The organism is Streptomyces asiaticus, assembly GCF_018138715.1.
In the GTDB taxonomy this organism is placed as follows: domain Bacteria; phylum Actinomycetota; class Actinomycetes; order Streptomycetales; family Streptomycetaceae; genus Streptomyces; species Streptomyces asiaticus.
Window position 1 is genome coordinate 8,091,603 of sequence record NZ_JAGSHX010000006.1, and the last position, 16,979, is coordinate 8,108,581.

Consider the following 16,979-nt stretch of genomic DNA (forward strand, 5'->3'; position numbering starts at 1 on the left):
CATGACCCGGGGCGATCGCTCAACGGCCGTAGTAGCTTTCGAAGTTCTTCGAGAACTCGCCGCCGTTGAAGCCGTCCCAGTTGATCGACCAGGCCATCAGCCCGCGGAGGGCGGGCCGGCTGCCGTGGGGCTCATAGCCACCGCAGTCGCTCTTCTTCGTCAGGCAGTTGAGGGCCTTGGTCACATCACCGGGCGTGGTGTGGCCGTTGCCCGCGTTGGGGCTCGCGGGCAGGCCGATCGCCACCTGGGAGGGGTCCAGCGGGGGGAAGACGTTGTCGGTGTCGCCCGCGACGGGGAAGCCGGTGAGCAGCATGTCGGTCATCGCGATGTGGAAGTCGGCGTTGCCCATGTTGTGGAACTGGTTGTCCAGCCCCATGATCGGTCCGGAGTTGTAGTCCTGGACGTGCAGCAGGGTGAGATCGTCCCGCAGCGCGTGGATGACCGGCAGATACGCCCCGGCGCGGGGGTCCTGACCGCCGGAGGGGCCCGAGCCGTAGAACTGGTAGCCCAGCTGGACGAAGAAGGTTTCCGGAGCCATGGTGAGGACGAAGTCGGATCCGTACTTCGCCTTGAGCGACTTCACGGCCGCGATGAGATTGACGATCGAGGGGGTCTTCGGGTTCTTGAAGTCGGTGTCGCCGTCGTCCAGCGACAGCGAGTGGCCCTCGAAGTCGATGTCGAGGCCGTCCAGTCCGTACTTGTCGATGATCGCCCCGACCGACTCGACGAACTTGTCACGGGCGGCGGTGGTGGTGAGCTGCACCTGGCCGTTCTGCCCGCCGATGGATATGAGCACCTTCTTGCCCGCGGCCTGTTTGGCCTTGATGGCGGCCTTGAACTCGTCCTCCGACTCGACGTTCGGGCATTCGCTCTGGGGGCAGAGGCTGAAGCGGATGTCGCCGGAGGTGGTGGAGGTGGGCTCGCCGAAGGCCAGGTCGATGATGTCCCAGCTGTCGGGGACATCGGCCATCCGGGTGTATCCGGAGCCGTTGGCGAAGCTCGAGTGCAGATAGCCCACGAGCGCGTGCTCGGGGAGTGCCGCCTTCGTGGTGGCGGAAGTGGCACCCGCGTCGGAGGTGGTACCCGCGTCGGCGGTCGTCGTCGAGACCGTGGCGAGCAGCCCGGCCGCGGCGACGGAGGCGCACACGCCGGTCAGGACCCTCTTGCTCAAGGGGAAACGGAGGCTCATGGGGGCCGCTCCTTGGTGTGTGGGGGGGAAGGCGGAGCTGAGATTGACCTGAGGGGGATGGGGGGACGGGAGGCATGGGGGAGGTCGCGCGCCCATGAGACAACAGGACTAGACCACTAGTGTCAATGGTCCGGACCACATCGGACGGCGGATCTTTACGTTCAGTGTTGCGTTGCCGTGGCGTTCGCTCCACGGCTGGTCGGCCGTATGCGTCATGGGCGGGCGGTGGCCGCGGCCGGATGCGACGCGGGTGGGATGGGCGGTCGGCCGAACACCGCGGTGAGCACGTCGAGTTGGGCGTCGATCGCGGCAAGAGCCTCCCAGGCCGCGGTCGCCTGAGGTCCGGTGGGGCGGGTCTTCGCCGGTTGGAGCCGCGGCTGGGGCGCCGGGCGGTGCCGGGCGGCGGCCGATGGCGCGGCGTACGGCGAGTGTGTGCGCCGCCACCTCGCCGCGCCGCCCGCGCAGGCCCGGGTCGTCGGCGAGCACGTCCGGCGCGGAGGTGGCGGACGTGGCGGACGCGGAGGTGGCGGACGCGGAGGTGGCGGATGTGGCGGACGCGGAGGTGGCGGACGTGGCGGACGCGGAGGTGGCGGAGGTGGCGGAGGTGGCGGCGGTGGCGAGGTCGTCGGCCGGTTCGACGCAGCGCCGCAAGGCCGCCTCGGCACGCAGCGCGTCGACGCTCCGCCGGCGCCGCACGGACAGCGCGCGGGGGAGGGGCGGCGCGGCCAGGATCCGCAGCGGTGCGGTGGTCGCGCCCAGTTGCCCGACGCGGTGGCTGAAGCGGGCCCGGGCCAGGTGTACGGCCCGGCCATCGCGCCAGTCGGCTTCCAGCAGTTCGGTCAGGGCGGCCAGCGCGGCCGCGGTGCGGGCCCGCACCGCCGCGGAGGTGCGGATCGGCAGCACCAGCCACAACGCCGCGATACCGATGACCGCGCCGACCGCGATCCCCGCCAGCCGGGTGTGCAGCAAGCCTCCCGGGCTCTGCCCGAACCAGTCGTAGAGCAGCGACAGGACGGCCGTGACACAGCCCGCCCAGTACGCGTGGCTCAGCTCCCGCAGCCAGGTGGCCACCGCCAGCACCGCGAAGATCAGCACCACCACGGCGTCCGAGCGGGGTCCGAACGATCCGGCGAGGGCGCCCGCCACCACCGTGCCGACCGCGGCGCCGACCGTCCGCCACACCCCCTTCACCAGCACATCCGCCCGGCTTCGCGCACCGCTGCCGACCAGGAACGCGGTGAGGACCACCCAGGCCCAGTGGTCCGGCCACACCATCCGCCCCACGGCGAACGCCGCGGCCAGCGCGGCCGCCATCTGCCACGCCATCCGGGTGCTTGCCGGTATCCCGCCACGCCGTGGCCCGGCCGCTGCCGCGGTCACTTCGACCGCCGGTGGCCTGCGGATGAGCCGGGCGCGCCGCGCCGCCCATGTCAGCAGCGACCCCCAGACGACCGCGACCAGCGCCATCACCGCCGCCCACCCGGTGCGCTCGTGCCCGCCCGCGGGCCCGGTGCCACCGGGCAGGACCAGGACGGCGACCAGCGGCAGGACGAGGAGAGTGCCCGCCCGCGTGGCGCGCACTCCGAACCGCCGCGCATCACCGCCGGGGCCGATCTGAGGATGGGCGCTGGCGTAAGCCTGCCACCCTGGCCGCCATCCGTCAGGCGGGGGTTTCGGCGGTGGCGGTCAGGACGGCGCGGCCGAGGATGTGGCCGCTCATGGTGAAGCCGAGGACGGCCGGGGTGGCGTCGGCCGGGACGCCGATGGACTCGACGTCGAGGGCGTGCACCACCACGAAGTAGCGGTGTGGGCCGTGCCCGGCCGGCGGGGCGGCGCCGATGTAGCGGGCCGCGCGGGCGTTGTTGGGCAGCTGGAAGGCGCCCTCGGGCAGGCCCGAGCCGGTGTAGCGAGTCGTCCTTCCCGCCGGGGACGCCGGATATGCCGGAGGGCTGCTCGGGCGACCAGGCGGCGCCGTCGGTGACGGTGGTGCTGGTGACGGTGAAGGATGCCGCCTCGGGGAGGCGGGGGACTACGCCCCCGGTGACGCCCTCAAACCGCAGGACCTCGCCAAGGAGCAGGGCGTGAGCCTGGCCGTTGAGCGCGAGGCGCTCGTACGGGTGGTCGGCGAGGGCCTCGCCGACCGGCTGCCCAACCGCGGCTTCGCCGTCCCGGCCTTCTCCGACCGCCGCTGGCAGGAGATCGCCGAGGCCCGCCGGACCGTGGGACCGCGAGCGAACTGGCCCGCCGCTGGTCGGCGCATCGCAACCCGGACCGGGACGGCATCGACGAACACCGCCGCCTGGAGGAGGCGGCGGTGGCCCGCGACGCCGACACCGCGGCCGAGGTACTGGTCCGGCACCTCACCCGGAGCGCGGACGTCCCGACCGGCGCTCCCTCCGACGGACCCGCGGGGGAAGGCTGATACGCCGCGCCGCCCGGCCGGGCGGCGCGGCGCGAGGTGGGCGTCAGACCGTGGACAGGTCGATGGCCCGGTCGACGTCGTCGGGGCGCAGGACCCGCAGGATGCCTTCGAGCAGGTAGTAGTCGGCGTACGGGAGCGAGATCTCGACGCCGTCCTCGCTCGGGCGGTTGCGGGTGCAGCGCGCCACGATCGCCTCGGCCCGCGTCGACTTCGTGGTCAGGCAGGTCTGCGCGAGCGCGGTGAGCAGCCGCAGCGCCGCCTCGCGGTAACGCGGTTCGCCGGTGGCCTTGGACAGGTCGAGCAGACCGCATGCCATGACCGCGCCCGCGGAGGCGTCCTTGATGTCGTGGGGTGCTTGTGGCGCGAGGTAGTCCCACACGGGGACGTTGTCCGGGGTGAGCGCGCCGAGGGCGAAGTCGGCGAGTTTCCGCGCGGTGGTGAGGAATTCCCGGTGGCCGGTCCGGCGGTGGATGGTGGTGAAGCCGTAGATCCCCCAGGCCTGTCCGCGTGACCAGCAGGAGGCCGGGCTGTACCCCTGCACGGTGGCCGGGCCGAGCGGAGCGCCGGAGGACGGGTCGAAGTCGTAGACGTGCGGGGTGGATCCGTCCGGGCGCGGGAAGTGCCGCTGGGTGGTTCTCGCGTGCTCCACGGCGATGTCGAGGTACTTGCCGTCCCCGCTCTGGCTGCTCGCGAACGCCAGCAGATCGAGGTTCATCATGGTGTCCATGATGACCCGGCCCGCGTTCGCCTGCTCGTCCAGTGCTCCCCAGGCCCGGATGAAACGGCCGCGCGGGTTGTAGCGCCGGATCAGCGAGGAGGCCGCCCGCAGCGCGCCCGCCCGCCAGGTGTCCTGGCCGGTGAGCCGCCACGCGGTGACCCACGAGGGATAGAAGAGGAATCCGAGGTCGTGGGTGCCGGTGTCGTTCTGGCGGGGGGCGAGCTTCTCCGCGGAGGCGAGGGCCAGGGTGCGGAACCGTTCCTCGCCGCTGTGCAGCCAGGCCATCCACAGCGTCCCCGGCCAGAACCCGCCCACCCAGTCGCCGTTCTGGGAGTACGTCCACTTCTCGAACTTCGTACCGACCGGAAAGCCGCTCACCCCCGGTGCGACCGCGCGGAGCTTCGCCACCGCGTAGTCCGCCGTCTCGCGGAGGGTGCGGAGCGTGGCGGCATGGCCGGGAACCTCCTCCGCCGCCTGGGCCGGGGGAGCGATCGAAGTGGCCGCCACCGCGGTACCGGCCGCGGTGGTCAGCAGGGCTCGCCGGGAAACGCTCATCAGTGTCCGCCCTTCACGAGGGTGAATCCGACAACGACATGACGACATGCGGTCCGTGCGCTCGGCCGCCCGTGGGGCGCGGGCGACATACCCGCGCCCCACGGGCGAACTGGTGAACCTGGTCGAGCTGGTGGAGCGTGGTACGGGATCAGGGGTACTCGGTCACGTTCGCCACGTTGCTGTTGGCGTCCGAGGGACCTCCCGTGCCATTGATGACATGGTTGATGGTGCCGGTGCCGCCGAGCGAGACGGTGACCATGTCATGGAACTTCACATCGGGGCGCTGGGGAACCTCGAAGGCGTGCTCGGCGGCCACGGACTTGTTGGTGTTGAAGAAGCAGTAGCTGCCCAGGCCCCACGCCTCATGGCGGTTGACCGAGTCGGCCACCTTGTAGGCGGCGTATCCCTTGGTGGAGCCGTTCATCCAGGCGCCCTGGTCCGGCGGGTCGTAGGGCATCTCGTTCTGGTAGAAGTACGTGCGGCCGCCCTCGCCGTTCCAGGTCGTCTGGTGCTTCTGGTAGTGCTCGACGAACAGGCCGTACATGGTCACGTCGTCGCCGTTGACGACGAGCCCCTGGTCGGCCGTGTTGGAGTCCCAGCCCACGCCGTCGCCGTGGTCGGCGCGCCAGATCCACGTATGGTCGCCGATCACGTTCGAGCTGTTGACCACCAGGCTGGTGGACGCCTTGCCCACGCCCGCGCCGCCGACCCGGAAGAACACATCGTGCAGCGAGGTGGGGTTGTCGGCGTGGTTCGCGGACGAGTCCTCGGGGCCGACCTCCATCAGCGTGTCGGAGTTCTCGGTGCCGGCGTCGATGAGCAGTCCCGCGAGCTTGACGCCGTCCACGTCGGCCACCTTCATCGCCGAGACCCCGTTGTCGGGAACCAGCGTGGCCAGCCCCAGGCCCAGTACGACGGTGTCGGGCTTGGTCACCTTCAGTGGCGCGTCGAGGTGGTAGACGCCCGGGGTGATGAGCAGGTGCTTGCCCGCGTCGAGCGCCGCGTTCATCTCCTCGGCCGTGGCATCCGGCTTGGCGATGAAGAAGTCGCTCAGCGGGAGCGACGTGCCCTTGGGCGTCCCCGAGGACCACGACGTGCCCGTCGAGTCCTTGCGCACCTCCGGCACGAACACCTTGTACGCGCCGTCGTCGTCCACGTACAGGAACGGCTTCTCGCGGGTGACGGGTGACTTGTCGACGCGGGTGTACGGCGGGTTGGGGAAGTCCCCGGCCGGGGCGTTCTCCGCGCCGACGAACACCATGTTCCAGTTGGAGCCGGTCCAGCCGCCCCATTCGGTGTTGCGGGAGAGCCACTGCTGCTGCGATCCGGACTTCACCTGCCCGTCGACCTTGGTGTCCGCCAGCAGACCGCCGCTGGACCAGCCGCCGTCGTCCAGCTGGAGATCGCCCTTCAGATGCATCCGGCGGTACGGGGCGGCCTGTGAGACGGCCCAGCGGTCCGCGCCGCCGTCCGGGTTGACGGCGAGGTTCTCGGCGTCGCGCCAGAAGTTCTGCGTGGCGTTGCCGTCGAACCAGTCGGCCTCGGCGTGCACCTGGCCGTTGATGGTGGTGTCGTCGGGCGACAGGCCGAGGCCCGCCACCTGGGTGTAGAAGCCGACATTGGCCTTGACGTCGTACGAGCCGGGCTTGAACAGCAGGGCGTGCCGGGCCTGGCCGAACTGGTTCTTCTCCTGCTCGCCGAAGACGGAGTCGAGCTTGCCCTGGATCTCCTGCGCGGACATCGACGGGTCGAAGATCTGCACATGGGGGCCCAGGTCCGGCTCGGCGTCCGCGCCGTGCGCCGCCGGTACGGTCAGCGCCGCGGCGACGGCGCCGGCCAGCACGGCGAACGCGGCGGTGGCGCGGGCGGCGCGACGGCGTCGGCGGTGCCCGGGCTGGGTGGTGTCCCCGGTGGTGTCCGACACGGTGGTGTGGCTCGTCCCAGCGGTGTCGTTCGTCATGGTGATGTGCCCCCTCAGCCCTTGTACCGGGCGAATATCCCGGTGAACTGCCAGGGCTCCTGGGCGACTCCGGAGCAGGTGTCGTCGTTCGGGTAGTCGCCGGGGCAGGGGCGGTCGCGGTTGACGGACCAGAAGGAGAGCCGCGACAGGTGGTGCTCGGAGGCGTAGCCCAGGATCGACTCGAAGTCGTCCGTGGTGACGGTCTCCTTGACGTCGGTGATGCCGTTCATCGAGGACAGGCCGCTGTGCCGGTAGGCGTCCTCGTCGCTGTAGCCGTAGGCGCCCTTGACGGCGTTCTTCAGCCCGTCGGTGGCCTGCTTGGTCAGCTCGGCCATGTTCTGGCCCTCGCCGCCGAAGTCGAAGGGCATGATGGTCCAGCTGTCGGCCTCGAAGCCGGATGCGGCGGCCCGGCGGATCATGCCGTCGTCGGGGCCGTTCTGATCGCTGGGGAAGGTGACGTAGGTGAGCAGCCCCGGGTTGTCGGCCTTCACCTGCTTCAGGGCGTCGATCGTCTTCTGCTGGACGGCCGGGTCGTTGTATGCGTCGCCCTCGATGTCGATGTCGATGGCCTTGAGACCGTAGGCGTCGACGACCTTCTGGTAGGCCCCGGCGAGGGCCTTCGCGTCGGCGCAGGACTGCTCCAGCTTGTTGCCGCTCGCGCCACCGAAGGACGGCACGACATCGCCGCCCTTGGCCCGTATGGCCTGCACGGTCTGCTCGTCGGCGTTGCCTGCCAGCGGGCGGCTGCCGTCCCACCGCGGGTCGCAGTTGCCCGCGTCGAGGACGAAGGCGAGGGTGAACCAGCCGACGCCGGTGGCGTCCATCACCTCGCCCGGGTCCGGGGGATTGCCCCATCCGTTGTAGAGGTAGGGGGCCACGGCGGCGGGCGCGGCGGATGCCGAGGCGCGGTCCTGGCCGGTGGTGTCGGCCCAGGCGGCCGCGGTCGTGCTCGCGGCGGTGGCCGCGAGGGCCGCCGCCACGGCCAGGACGGTCCGCCGGCGGCGGCGCCGCGGGCGGTCCCGGGCGGAGAGGTCTTCGCTGTGATTCATGTGGGGGGATGCCTTCCTGACACGCGGACGGGCCCCGGCAGTGGGCATGTCCGTCGGACAGGCGCCGCCGCAGCCCGCGACATGCGGTGTCCGGCCGGAAGGTCACGGCCGGACTCTCGGGCCCATATATTTCGGGAGTTGAACGTGTCTCGTCAATAGGTCCGCACCAATGAATGACATGCCTTCAAAGGCCGAACTCGCCAGCCGTGTCGACGAGGTCGTCGGCCGCGAACGGCCTTCCGCGCGGTGACTTGTTGGCACATCTGGTCCATACCAAACCCTTGACAGGCTTTTCCTTCACTTCTTAACTCACGTAATGAACTAAGTACCGCTCAGATCGCTCACGCACCTGGTCGGCGCCGTAACCACCTGGTTCGCATGCGCCTCATGCCTCTCCGCACCTGTCATCACCTGTTCCTGGAAGGGAGAGTCATGGACTCCCCGCGCTTACCCCGGCGACTGCTGGTGTCCCTGGTCTCGGTCCTCGCCCTCGTGTCGCTGTCCACCGGACTGGCACAGGGCACCTCGGCCTCCGCCGCCGGCCCCGCCGAGAAGTCCACCGCGAGACCCGCCTCGGCGGCCGCCGTCACGTTCTCCGACGAGTTCGACGGGCCCGCCGGCTCCGCCGTCAACGGCGGCAAGTGGCAGATCGAGACGGGGGACAACGTCAACAACCACGAGCGGCAGTACTACACGGCGGGCAACAGCAACGCCGCCCTCGACGGCCAGGGTCACCTGGTCATCACCGCCCGCCGCGAGAACCCGGGCAACTACCAGTGCTGGTACGGACGGTGTGAGTACACCTCCGCCCGGCTGAACACCTCCGGCAAGTTCACCACCACCTACGGCCGGGTCGAGGCCCGGATGAAGATCCCGCGCGGGCAGGGCATGTGGCCCGCGTTCTGGATGCTGGGCAATGACATCGGACAGGTCGGCTGGCCCAACTCCGGTGAGATCGACATCATGGAGAACGTGGGCTTCGAGCCCTCCACGGTCCACGGCACCCTCCACGGTCCCGGGTACTCGGGCTCCGGTGGCATCGGCGCCGGATACTCCCTGCCCGGTGGCCAGGCGTTCGCCGACGCGTATCACACCTTCGCCATCGACTGGAGCCCGAACGCGATCAGCTGGTCCGTCGACGGCACCGTGTACCAGCGGCGCACCCCCGCCGACCTCGGTGGCCGGCAGTGGGTGTTCAACAAGCCCTTCTTCGTGATCCTCAACCTCGCGGTCGGCGGCTACTGGCCCGGGGACCCCGACGGCAGCACCTCCTTCCCCCAGCAGCTCCTCGTCGACTACGTCCGGGTCAGCACCGACAGCGGACAGCCGAGCGGCGGGGCCATCACCGGTGTCGGTGGCAAGTGTGTGGACGTGGCGGGTGCCAACAATGCCAATGGCACGGCGGTGCAGCTCTATGACTGCAATGGGACTGCGGCGCAGCAGTGGACGGTTGGTTCCGATGGCACGGTTCGTGCGTTGGGGAAGTGTCTGGATGTGGCGTCGGGTGGTACGGCCGATGGCACTGTGGTTCAGCTGTGGGATTGCAATGGGAGTGCGGCTCAGCAGTGGGCGGTTCCGGCGGCGCGTGACATTGTGAATCCGCAGGCCGACAAGTGTCTGGATGCCACGGGCGGGAGTTCGGCGAACGGCACGCGGTTGCAGATATGGACCTGCACCGGCGCCGCCAACCAGAAGTGGACGGTGACCAGATGATCGGCGGACTCCTGCGCGGACCCGGGATACGCCGTCTGCTCGGCGCCGCGGCCGCCGCTGCCCTCCTCACCGGCCTGACCAGCCTCCCCGCGAGTGGCGCCGTGGCGGCCACCGGGCAGATCACCGGTGTCGGTGGCAAGTGTGTGGACGTGGCGGGTGCCAACAATGCCAATGGCACGGCGGTGCAGCTCTATGACTGCAATGGGACTGCGGCGCAGCAGTGGACGGTTGGTTCCGATGGCACGGTTCGTGCGTTGGGGAAGTGTCTGGATGTGGCGTCGGGTGGTACGGCCGATGGCACTGTGGTTCAGCTGTGGGATTGCAATGGGAGTGCGGCTCAGCAGTGGGCGGTTCCGGCGGCGCGTGACATTGTGAATCCGCAGGCCGACAAGTGTCTGGATGCCACGGGCGGGAGTTCGGCGAACGGCACGCGGTTGCAGATATGGACCTGCACCGGCGCCGCCAATCAGAAGTGGACGGCGCCGAGCGGTGACACCACACCGCCCGGACCGGGTGCCATGGCCGTGGCCCCGTACCTCTACAACGGCTGGGGCAGCCCGCCGAGCCCCACCACCGTGATGAACGCGACCGGCGTCAAGTGGTTCACCCTCGCCTTCGTCCTCAGCAACGGCTACTGCAACCCGCAGTGGGACGGTGGCCGTCCGCTCACCGGAGGGGTCGACCAGCAGACCGTCAACACCGTGCGGTCGGCCGGTGGCGATGTCATCCCGTCCTTCGGCGGCTGGAGCGGCAACAAGCTGGAGAGCTCCTGCGGCAGCGCGGGCGAGCTGGCCGCCGCGTACCAGAAGGTGATCAACGCCTATGGGCTCAAGGCGATCGACATCGACATCGAGGCCGCGGCGTACGACAGTCCGACCGTCCAGCAGCGCACGGTCGACGCGCTGAAGACGGTCAAGGCCAACAACCCCGGCATCAAGGTGTACGTGACCTTCGGCACCGGCCAGAACGGCCCCGACAACAGCCTGATCAGCAAGGCCGCCGCCGCCGGGCTGACCGTGGACAGCTGGACCATCATGCCGTTCAACTTCGGGGGAGCGGGCCAGAACATGGGCCAGCTCACCATCCGCGCCGCCGAGGGGCTCAAGAACACGGTCAAGAGCGCCTACGGGTACTCGGACGACCAGGCGTACCGGCACTCCGGCATCTCGTCGATGAACGGCATCACCGACAACGGCGAGACGGTGACCGTGGCCGACTTCCGCACCATCCTCGGCTACGCCCAGCAGAAGCACCTCGCGCGGCTGACCTTCTGGTCGGTCAACCGTGACCGGCCCTGCACCGGTGGCGGAGCCGACACCTGCTCGGGCGTCTCCCAGCAGCCGTGGGACTTCACCCGCGTCTTCGCCCAGTACGGCGGCTGACCCACGGCCCGACGCATCCATTTCCTATAGGAACCTGAGAGACGAGATCCGGCACCTGACCCACAGGGGTGCCGGATCTTACGGAACATGGTCAAGAACCGGAGTCTGGCCCGCGCCATCAGCGATGCCGCGTGGTCGGACACACTCCCGACAGCGGCCGTCTCGTCTGGTGCGGACGCGAGGTGCGTCCGCGCTCGCCACTGGAGGCCACCCGCACCGGCATCGGCGTGGTGCACCAGGAGCGCAATCTGATCCCGGGCTTCTCGGTGGCCGAGAACATCACACTACAGAGCCCTCCCTCACACCGCGGTCTCATCGACCGCGCGGCGATGACCGACCCCGCCCTGCGGTGCCTCGGCGAGCTGGGACTGGACCTCGACCCGGACCGGCCGATCCGTGAACTGTCCGTGGCACGGCAGCAGTTGGTGGAGATCGCCAAGGCCCTGTACGCCGAGAGCCGGGTGCTGCTCCTCGAGATCGTCGGGCTGTACGGGCTGGTCGGCGCGGGGCGCAGCGAACTGGTCAAGGCGGTGCTCGGCCTCGACCGCGTCACCGGCGGCGAGATCCGGGTGCACGGCGAGCCGGTGCGCATCGCCTCTCCCCGGCAGGCGCTGCACCGCTTCGGCATCGGCTATCTCACTGAGAACCGCAAGGAGGAAGGGCTCTTCCTGGACCAGCCCATCGCCCGGAACATCACGGTGACGGTGTGGAAGAGGCCGGCGAAGGCGCTCGGTTTCATCTCCGCGCGCGAGGAGCGGGACGTGGCGTACGACCTCGTCGAACGTCTGGGCATCCGTATCGCCGGGCTCGACCGACACGCCGGTGAGCTGTCCGGCGGCAACCAGCAGAAGATGAGCCTGGCGAAGTGGCTGGCGGCCGACACCCGGCTGCTCATCGTGGACGAGCCGACCGTGGGTGTCGATGTGCGCACCAAGCACGCCTTCCACGAACTCATCTGGGAGCTGGCCCGCGATGGCCTGCCCATTCTGCTGATCAGCAGCGACCTCGCGGAGATGATCACGCTCGCGGACCGGGTGGTGGTGATGGCCGACCACCGGATCCGTGGCGAGCTCGACAACGACCGCGACTACGAGCGGATGAGCGGCCGGATCATCCGCATCATCCACGACCGCGCGACGTCGGCGGTGCGCCCGCGGGCGGTGGAGGCGTAACACACATGGCGCGGGGCATGACGCACGTGGCGCGGGCCGTGGCGCACGTGGCGCGGGTCCTTACCCACGTGGCGCGGGTCAGGACTCCTCGTCCCGGCTGAGCTGGCGCCGGAGGCTGCGGGTGAGGTGCTCCGCCATCGCCTCGGCCGCGCGGTCGGCGTGTCGGCGCAGTATCGCGTGCACCACGCGCTGGTGCTCCGCGAGGGTCGGGTCGTCCGCGCCGAGCTGGCTGCTCAGCCGGAAGATGTGCAGATGGGAGTGGAGCCGCTCCACCGCGCCCGCGAGCAGCGGCCGCCCGGACGCCTGGGCGATCGCGTCGTGGAGGCGCTGGTCGAGGGCGGCGAAGCCACGGTAGGCCGCGTAGCGCCCGGCGGCCGTCCCCGGGTCGGTGTGCATCTCCTCCGCGATCCGCTCGATGGCGTCGAGCTGGTCCTCACGGGCGTTGACCGCGGCGAGCGCGGCCGCCCTCGGCTCCAGCAGCTGCCGCATCTCGAAGAGATCCTCGAGCCCCTGCCGGGTCAGCAGCTCGGTGGTGCGGTATCCCGACAGCGGCCGCTTCACGACCAGGCCGTCCGCCTCCAGCCTGGCCAGCGCCTCCCGGATGGGGGTCGGGGAGACGCCGAGGGTGCGGGACAGGGCCTCGATGCTGACACGCGCGCCGGGGGTGATCTCATGGTCCATGACCATGGCCTTGATGTTCTCGTAGACACTGTCCGAGAGCGCCTGACGGGCGGGCGGCACCTCCCGCCCCCGCCGTTCCCGCGGTGCCCCGGTCGCGGAGGTGTTCTGCGGCGGCATCCGGCCTCCTGCTGCTGATCGGGGCGTATCGGGGCAGCAACAGTTTACCCAGGTGAGGGACGCCGTTCAGGGCGAGCCGAGCCGGGCCGGGCCCGGCCATCGCGGGCCCCGGCCGGCGAGTGAAGGCCCGCAGGACCCGTTCGGTGAGCGGGGCCGTCCGTGTCACACCGGAAGGGGGTCAGTCGGTGGTCAGGGCCGGGGCGTTGAGCCGCAGAAGCGATGCCCGGCCGTCCCACAGGCGCAGTTCGGTCAGGGCGCCGTTCTCCAGCCGGGGAAACACCTGGCGGTAGCGGGCGAGCGGAATGCCGAGCAACTGGCACAGGACGAGACGGACGAGGGTGGAGTGGGCGACGACCAGGACGCGTCCCTCGGGCACCTCCCGGGCGATGTCCGTCAGACAGCCGATCGCGCGACCGGCCGCCGCCGCCGGGTCCTCACCGCCAGGCAGGTGGTGGGCGACCGGATCGGCCAGGAACGCGGCCAGCTCCGCAGGGAACCGCTCCCGCATCTCCGCCCGGGTCAGCCCCTCGCCGCGCCCGAAGTCCACCTCGTACAGCCGCTCGTCGACGCGCGGGGTGAGGCCGAGCGCGGCCGCGGCGGGCCCGGCGGTGAGCCGGGCGCGGGACAGCGGTGAGCTGAGCACCGCGTCCAGCCGCTGCCCCGCGGCCCAGGCGCCGAGCTCGGCGGCCTGCTTGTGCCCGTGTTCGGTCAGCGGCACATCGGTGCGGCCGGCGTAGCGGTTCTCCGCGTGCCACACGGTCTCCCCGTGCCGTACGAGGACGAAGTCGGTCACTGATCGGCCTTTCTGTGGGCGTGGGCGGCCACCTCCGGCTCCAGCCAGCCCCGGCGGACCAGTTCGTCCACGAAGCCGAGGTAGACGGGGAGCAGCCGTGCGGTGCGGGCGGGATCGGGGCGCAGCTCGACTCCGCCGCGCACCATGGCGGTGGCGGCACGCTCCAGCGTGACGCCCGAGGCGGTGGCGGCGAGCACCGCCATGCCGACCGCGCTCTCGGCCTGCTCGGGGAGGGTCACGCTCCGGCCGAGGAGGTCGGCGCGCAGCCGCGACCAGTAGCGGTTGCGTGCGCCGCCGCCGGTCAGGCTCAGCGGACCGGCCACGGGAGCCCCGATGTGATCCAGGTGGTCGAGGCAGAGCCGCTCCACACAGGCCACGCCCAGCAGACAGGCATGGAACTCCTCGGCCGCGCCGGAGGGTTCGCCCAGGACGAAGGGGTGCGCGTCGGGCGCGCGGAACGGGAAGCGTTCGCCGCGCTCGCCGACGAGCGGGTAGACGACCGCGGTGGAGCCGGTGGCGGCGGCCGCTTCGGTGAGGGCGTCGAGGTCGGCGCCGGGGAAGCGGCGGGTCAGCACGCCCGCGCCACTGCTGGAGGCGCCGCCGGGCAGCCAGCTGCCGCCGGGACCGCGGTGGCAGTAGACCACCCCGGCGGGGTCGTGCACCGGACGGGGACTGGCGCCCTTGAGGACGAGGGTGGTGCCCAGCACCGAGTTCCAGGCGCCCGGGCCGAGCGCGCCCGCCCCGATCTGGGCCGCGCAGCCGTCGGTCATCCCCGCGACCATGGGGGTGCCGACGGGGATCCCGGTGACGGCGGCGGCCCGCGCGCAGACCGTGCCGATCACCGTGCCGGGCCGTACGACCTCCGGCAGCAGGCCGTCGGGGACGCCCAGGGCGGCCAGCTCCTCGGCGGGCCAGCGGTCGGCGAGCAGGTCGTAGCCGGTCTTCAGGGCGTGGCTGGCGTCGGCGGGGGGCTGTTGACCGGCCAGCCGCCAGGTGATCAGGTCGGCCTGGTGCAGCAGCCGGGCCCCCGGCGGGACATCGGTGTGCTGGAGCAGCCACAGGAGTTTGGGCAGCGCCCAGGACGGCTGCATGGTGCGGTAGCCGAGCCTCTCCCAGACCGCCGCGCCGACGGTGTTGACGCGGTCGGCGTGGCCCGCGGCGCGCCCGTCGTCGTACATCAGGGCCGGGGTGAGCGGGGTTCCGGACGGGTCGGCGAGGAGGATGGTCCCGGAGGTGGCGTCCACCGCCACACCCCGCACCCGCCCGCCGTCGATGCCGCCCAGGGCCTCGCGGCAGGCGGCACCGGCGGCGGACCACCACTGCTCGGGGTCCTGTTCGTGCCGTACGCCGTCACGGTGGCCGGTCAGGGGGCGGGAGGCCGCGGCGAGCGGCTTCCCGGTGCCGTCCACGGCGACCGCGCGCACGCTCTGCGTACCGAGGTCCAGGCCGAGATGGACGGCGTCGGGGGAGAGAGCGTCAGACATGCGAGGTTTCCGGATGGGGGGCGTGGGGGTCGTGGGGGCGCTGGGCGGCGGGGGTGCGGGTGGGTGGCCCGCCCGATGCCCGGGTCGGCGACGAGCCCGGTTCCCGGGATGGCGACGAGTCCGGCCCCTGGGACGGCGACCAGCCCAGGGACCGGGCCGCGTCCCGCCAGGCCAGGTGTGCCGCGGCCAGCTCGTCGTAGAGCGCGGCCCGGCCCGGGTTCGGTGCCCAACTGGCGCCCATATGGACGTACTTGGCGGCGGCCTCCTCCATGCTCCGCTCGGCGCCGGTGAGCGCCAGACCGGTGAGGAAGGCGCCCTTCGCGCCCAGCTCGGTGTCGGTGCCGCGCGCCGTCGGAACGCCGGTGGCGTCGGCGATGAGCTGACACCAGCGGTCGCTGCCCGCGCCTCCGCCGCACAGCCGCAGCTCGCGCACCTCGGTTCCGGAGGCTCGCAGGCAGTCGCGTACGACGAGGGACAGCCCCTCGAAGACCGCACGGGCCAGATCGGCGCGGGTGTGGTCCAGCGACAGCCCCCAGAAGGTGCCGCGGGCCCGCCCGTCGAGGAACGGCGCGCGCTCCCCGGCGGGGGAGAGGTGGGGGAGGAAGCCCAGCCCGGCGGCGCCGGGCGCGGACGCGGCGGCGAGGTCACCGAGGGCGGCGGGGCTCTCGACGGCCAGCGTCCGGCACGCCCAGTCCAGCACCTCGGTGCCCGAGAGGGTGGGAAGGGCGCGCAGCAGGCGGTCGTGGCGGCCGAAGGCGATGGTGATGCCGCACGGCTCGCCCGAGGTGTCCACGCTCCGGCGCACCACCTCGGTGCACAGGGTGGTGCCGAGGATGGCGCACGCCTGCCCGGGGTCGACGACCCCGGCGCCGCGGGCGGTGGCGGCGATGTCGTAGGGCGCCATCACGACGGGAAGACCGGGGGCAAGGCCCAGTTCGGCTGCCGCGTGGTGGGTGAGCTCGGCGACGCACTCGTCGTGTCCGAGGACGCGCGGCAGCAGCCGACGGGCCCACGCCAGGCCGAACAGGTCCACGATCGCGGGGTCGTACGCGCCCGTGGCGTGGTCGAGGAAGGGGGCCGACGCGTCGGAGGCGTCGATCGCCGTGACGCCGGTGAGCCTCAGGAACAGCCAGCCCGCCGCGGTCAGCGCGGTGTGCGAGCGCTCCAGGCGCGCCGGGTCGTGCTCGGCGAGCCAGGTGAGCACCGCGTTGGGCATGCCCGCGCAGGTCAGGGAGCCGTTGCGGCGGTACGCCTCCGCCAGGACGCCCTCGGCCTGCCAGCGCGCGAGCAGATCACCGGCGCGCCCGTCGGACCACAGGATCGCCGGACCGGTGGGGCGGCCGTCGCCGTCGACCAGCCAGCAGCCGTCCCCCTGGGCCGTGAACGCGATCAGCCGCACCGCGTCATGCCCCGGCCCCAGCTGGGCCAGGGCGCCGCGCACGGTGGAGACGACCCCGCGCCACACCGCGTCCATGTCCTGCTCGGCCCACCCGGGGTGGGGCCGCAGCACCTCCGTACCGGTGCGGGAGACCGCCACTTCCCTTCCCTCGGCGTCGAACACGACGGACTTGATGACCGACGTGCCGACGTCGACAGTGAGAACCGTCATGACCGAAATACCTGCCCCTTCACCACGGCTGGAGCAGCGGCGTACCAGTGCATCGCCGCCGCTCCGAGGAACCGACGCCGTCGGCGGAATTCCGCGCCGGCAAGCCCACCGAATCGCCGCCGGGAAGCCACGTCA

Annotated in this window: 10 protein-coding genes and 4 pseudogenes; 4 read left to right on the forward strand and 10 right to left on the reverse strand. The window is 71.5% G+C overall.

The window, feature by feature from the left end; translation table 11 throughout:
• Positions 1-19 precede the first annotated feature (19 nt).
• From KHP12_RS42505 to KHP12_RS42515, 3 genes and pseudogenes are all read right to left on the reverse strand, one after another.
• Positions 20-1,042, reverse strand: a pseudogene (locus tag KHP12_RS42505) (chitinase); the annotation flags it as partial.
• A gap of 255 nt (positions 1,043-1,297) precedes the next feature.
• Positions 1,298-2,770, reverse strand: coding sequence for an FUSC family protein (locus tag KHP12_RS42510; protein ID WP_211834450.1), 1,473 nt, complete (start codon positions 2,768-2,770; stop codon positions 1,298-1,300).
• Positions 2,771-2,849: 79 nt separating this feature from the next.
• Positions 2,850-3,249: pseudogene (locus KHP12_RS42515) on the reverse strand (YbhB/YbcL family Raf kinase inhibitor-like protein).
• Between KHP12_RS42515 and KHP12_RS42520 the strand changes: the two are divergent.
• Positions 3,214-3,611: pseudogene (locus KHP12_RS42520) on the forward strand (GntR family transcriptional regulator); the annotation flags it as partial. The pseudogenes KHP12_RS42515 and KHP12_RS42520 overlap by 36 nt on opposite strands.
• A 43-nt stretch (positions 3,612-3,654) precedes the next feature.
• Here KHP12_RS42520 and KHP12_RS42525 read toward each other — a convergent pair.
• From KHP12_RS42525 to KHP12_RS42535, 3 genes and pseudogenes are all read right to left on the reverse strand, one after another.
• Complete coding sequence (locus KHP12_RS42525; protein ID WP_086886247.1) at positions 3,655-4,884, reverse strand: glycoside hydrolase family protein; 1,230 nt, start codon at positions 4,882-4,884, stop codon at positions 3,655-3,657.
• 148 nt (positions 4,885-5,032) lie between these two features.
• Positions 5,033-6,844 carry a pectate lyase-like domain-containing protein gene (locus KHP12_RS42530; protein WP_086886248.1) on the reverse strand — a complete coding sequence of 604 codons (1,812 nt, stop codon included), beginning with the start codon at positions 6,842-6,844 and terminating at the stop codon, positions 5,033-5,035.
• A gap of 14 nt (positions 6,845-6,858) precedes the next feature.
• Positions 6,859-7,728 (reverse strand): annotated as a pseudogene (locus tag KHP12_RS42535) (chitinase); the annotation flags it as partial.
• 597 nt (positions 7,729-8,325) lie between these two features.
• Here KHP12_RS42535 and KHP12_RS42540 point away from each other — a divergent pair.
• From KHP12_RS42540 to KHP12_RS42550, 3 genes are all read left to right on the forward strand, one after another.
• Positions 8,326-9,606: a glycoside hydrolase family 16 protein gene (locus tag KHP12_RS42540; protein WP_210609038.1), complete on the forward strand. Its 1,281-nt coding sequence runs from the start codon at positions 8,326-8,328 to the stop codon at positions 9,604-9,606.
• Entirely contained in the window at positions 9,603-10,988 is a 1,386-nt protein-coding gene (locus KHP12_RS42545) for a chitinase (RefSeq protein ID WP_210609036.1), read from the forward strand. Before KHP12_RS42540 ends, KHP12_RS42545 begins: the two co-directional genes overlap by 4 nt.
• 131 nt (positions 10,989-11,119) lie before the next feature.
• A complete protein-coding gene (locus KHP12_RS42550) occupies positions 11,120-12,160 on the forward strand; it encodes an ATP-binding cassette domain-containing protein (RefSeq protein WP_372455268.1) in 1,041 nt (346 codons plus the stop codon).
• A gap of 78 nt (positions 12,161-12,238) precedes the next feature.
• Here KHP12_RS42550 and KHP12_RS42555 read toward each other — a convergent pair whose 3' ends face one another.
• The 4 genes from KHP12_RS42555 to KHP12_RS42570 all read right to left on the reverse strand — a co-directional run bounded on the left by KHP12_RS42555 (position 12,239) and on the right by KHP12_RS42570 (position 16,844).
• Positions 12,239-12,958 (reverse strand): GntR family transcriptional regulator, encoded by a 720-nt coding sequence (locus KHP12_RS42555; RefSeq protein WP_086886251.1) that lies wholly within the window; start codon positions 12,956-12,958, stop codon positions 12,239-12,241.
• Positions 12,959-13,136: 178 nt separating this feature from the next.
• Positions 13,137-13,751 carry a histidine phosphatase family protein gene (locus KHP12_RS42560; protein WP_086886252.1) on the reverse strand — a complete coding sequence of 205 codons (615 nt, stop codon included), beginning with the start codon at positions 13,749-13,751 and terminating at the stop codon, positions 13,137-13,139.
• The gene (locus tag KHP12_RS42565; RefSeq protein WP_086886253.1) at positions 13,748-15,235 is read right to left on the reverse strand and encodes an FGGY-family carbohydrate kinase; all 1,488 of its coding nucleotides are present in this window, start codon (positions 15,233-15,235) and stop codon (positions 13,748-13,750) included. The genes KHP12_RS42560 and KHP12_RS42565 overlap by 4 nt, the downstream gene beginning before the upstream one ends.
• Positions 15,228-16,844: an FGGY-family carbohydrate kinase gene (locus KHP12_RS42570; protein WP_210609034.1), complete on the reverse strand. Its 1,617-nt coding sequence runs from the start codon at positions 16,842-16,844 to the stop codon at positions 15,228-15,230. The genes KHP12_RS42565 and KHP12_RS42570 overlap by 8 nt, the downstream gene beginning before the upstream one ends.
• Positions 16,845-16,979 lie beyond the last annotated feature (135 nt).

Coding starts and splice junctions, on each gene's coding strand:
- KHP12_RS42530 (WP_086886248.1), bottom strand. CDS start 6,844: ATGACGAACGACACCGCTGGGACGAGCCACACCACCGTGTCGGACACC.
- KHP12_RS42525 (WP_086886247.1), bottom strand. CDS start 4,884: ATGAGCGTTTCCCGGCGAGCCCTGCTGACCACCGCGGCCGGTACCGCG.
- KHP12_RS42545 (WP_210609036.1), top strand. CDS start 9,603: ATGATCGGCGGACTCCTGCGCGGACCCGGGATACGCCGTCTGCTCGGC.
- KHP12_RS42570 (WP_210609034.1), bottom strand. CDS start 16,844: ATGACGGTTCTCACTGTCGACGTCGGCACGTCGGTCATCAAGTCCGTC.
- KHP12_RS42565 (WP_086886253.1), bottom strand. CDS start 15,235: ATGTCTGACGCTCTCTCCCCCGACGCCGTCCATCTCGGCCTGGACCTC.
- KHP12_RS42540 (WP_210609038.1), top strand. CDS start 8,326: ATGGACTCCCCGCGCTTACCCCGGCGACTGCTGGTGTCCCTGGTCTCG.
- KHP12_RS42555 (WP_086886251.1), bottom strand. CDS start 12,958: ATGCCGCCGCAGAACACCTCCGCGACCGGGGCACCGCGGGAACGGCGG.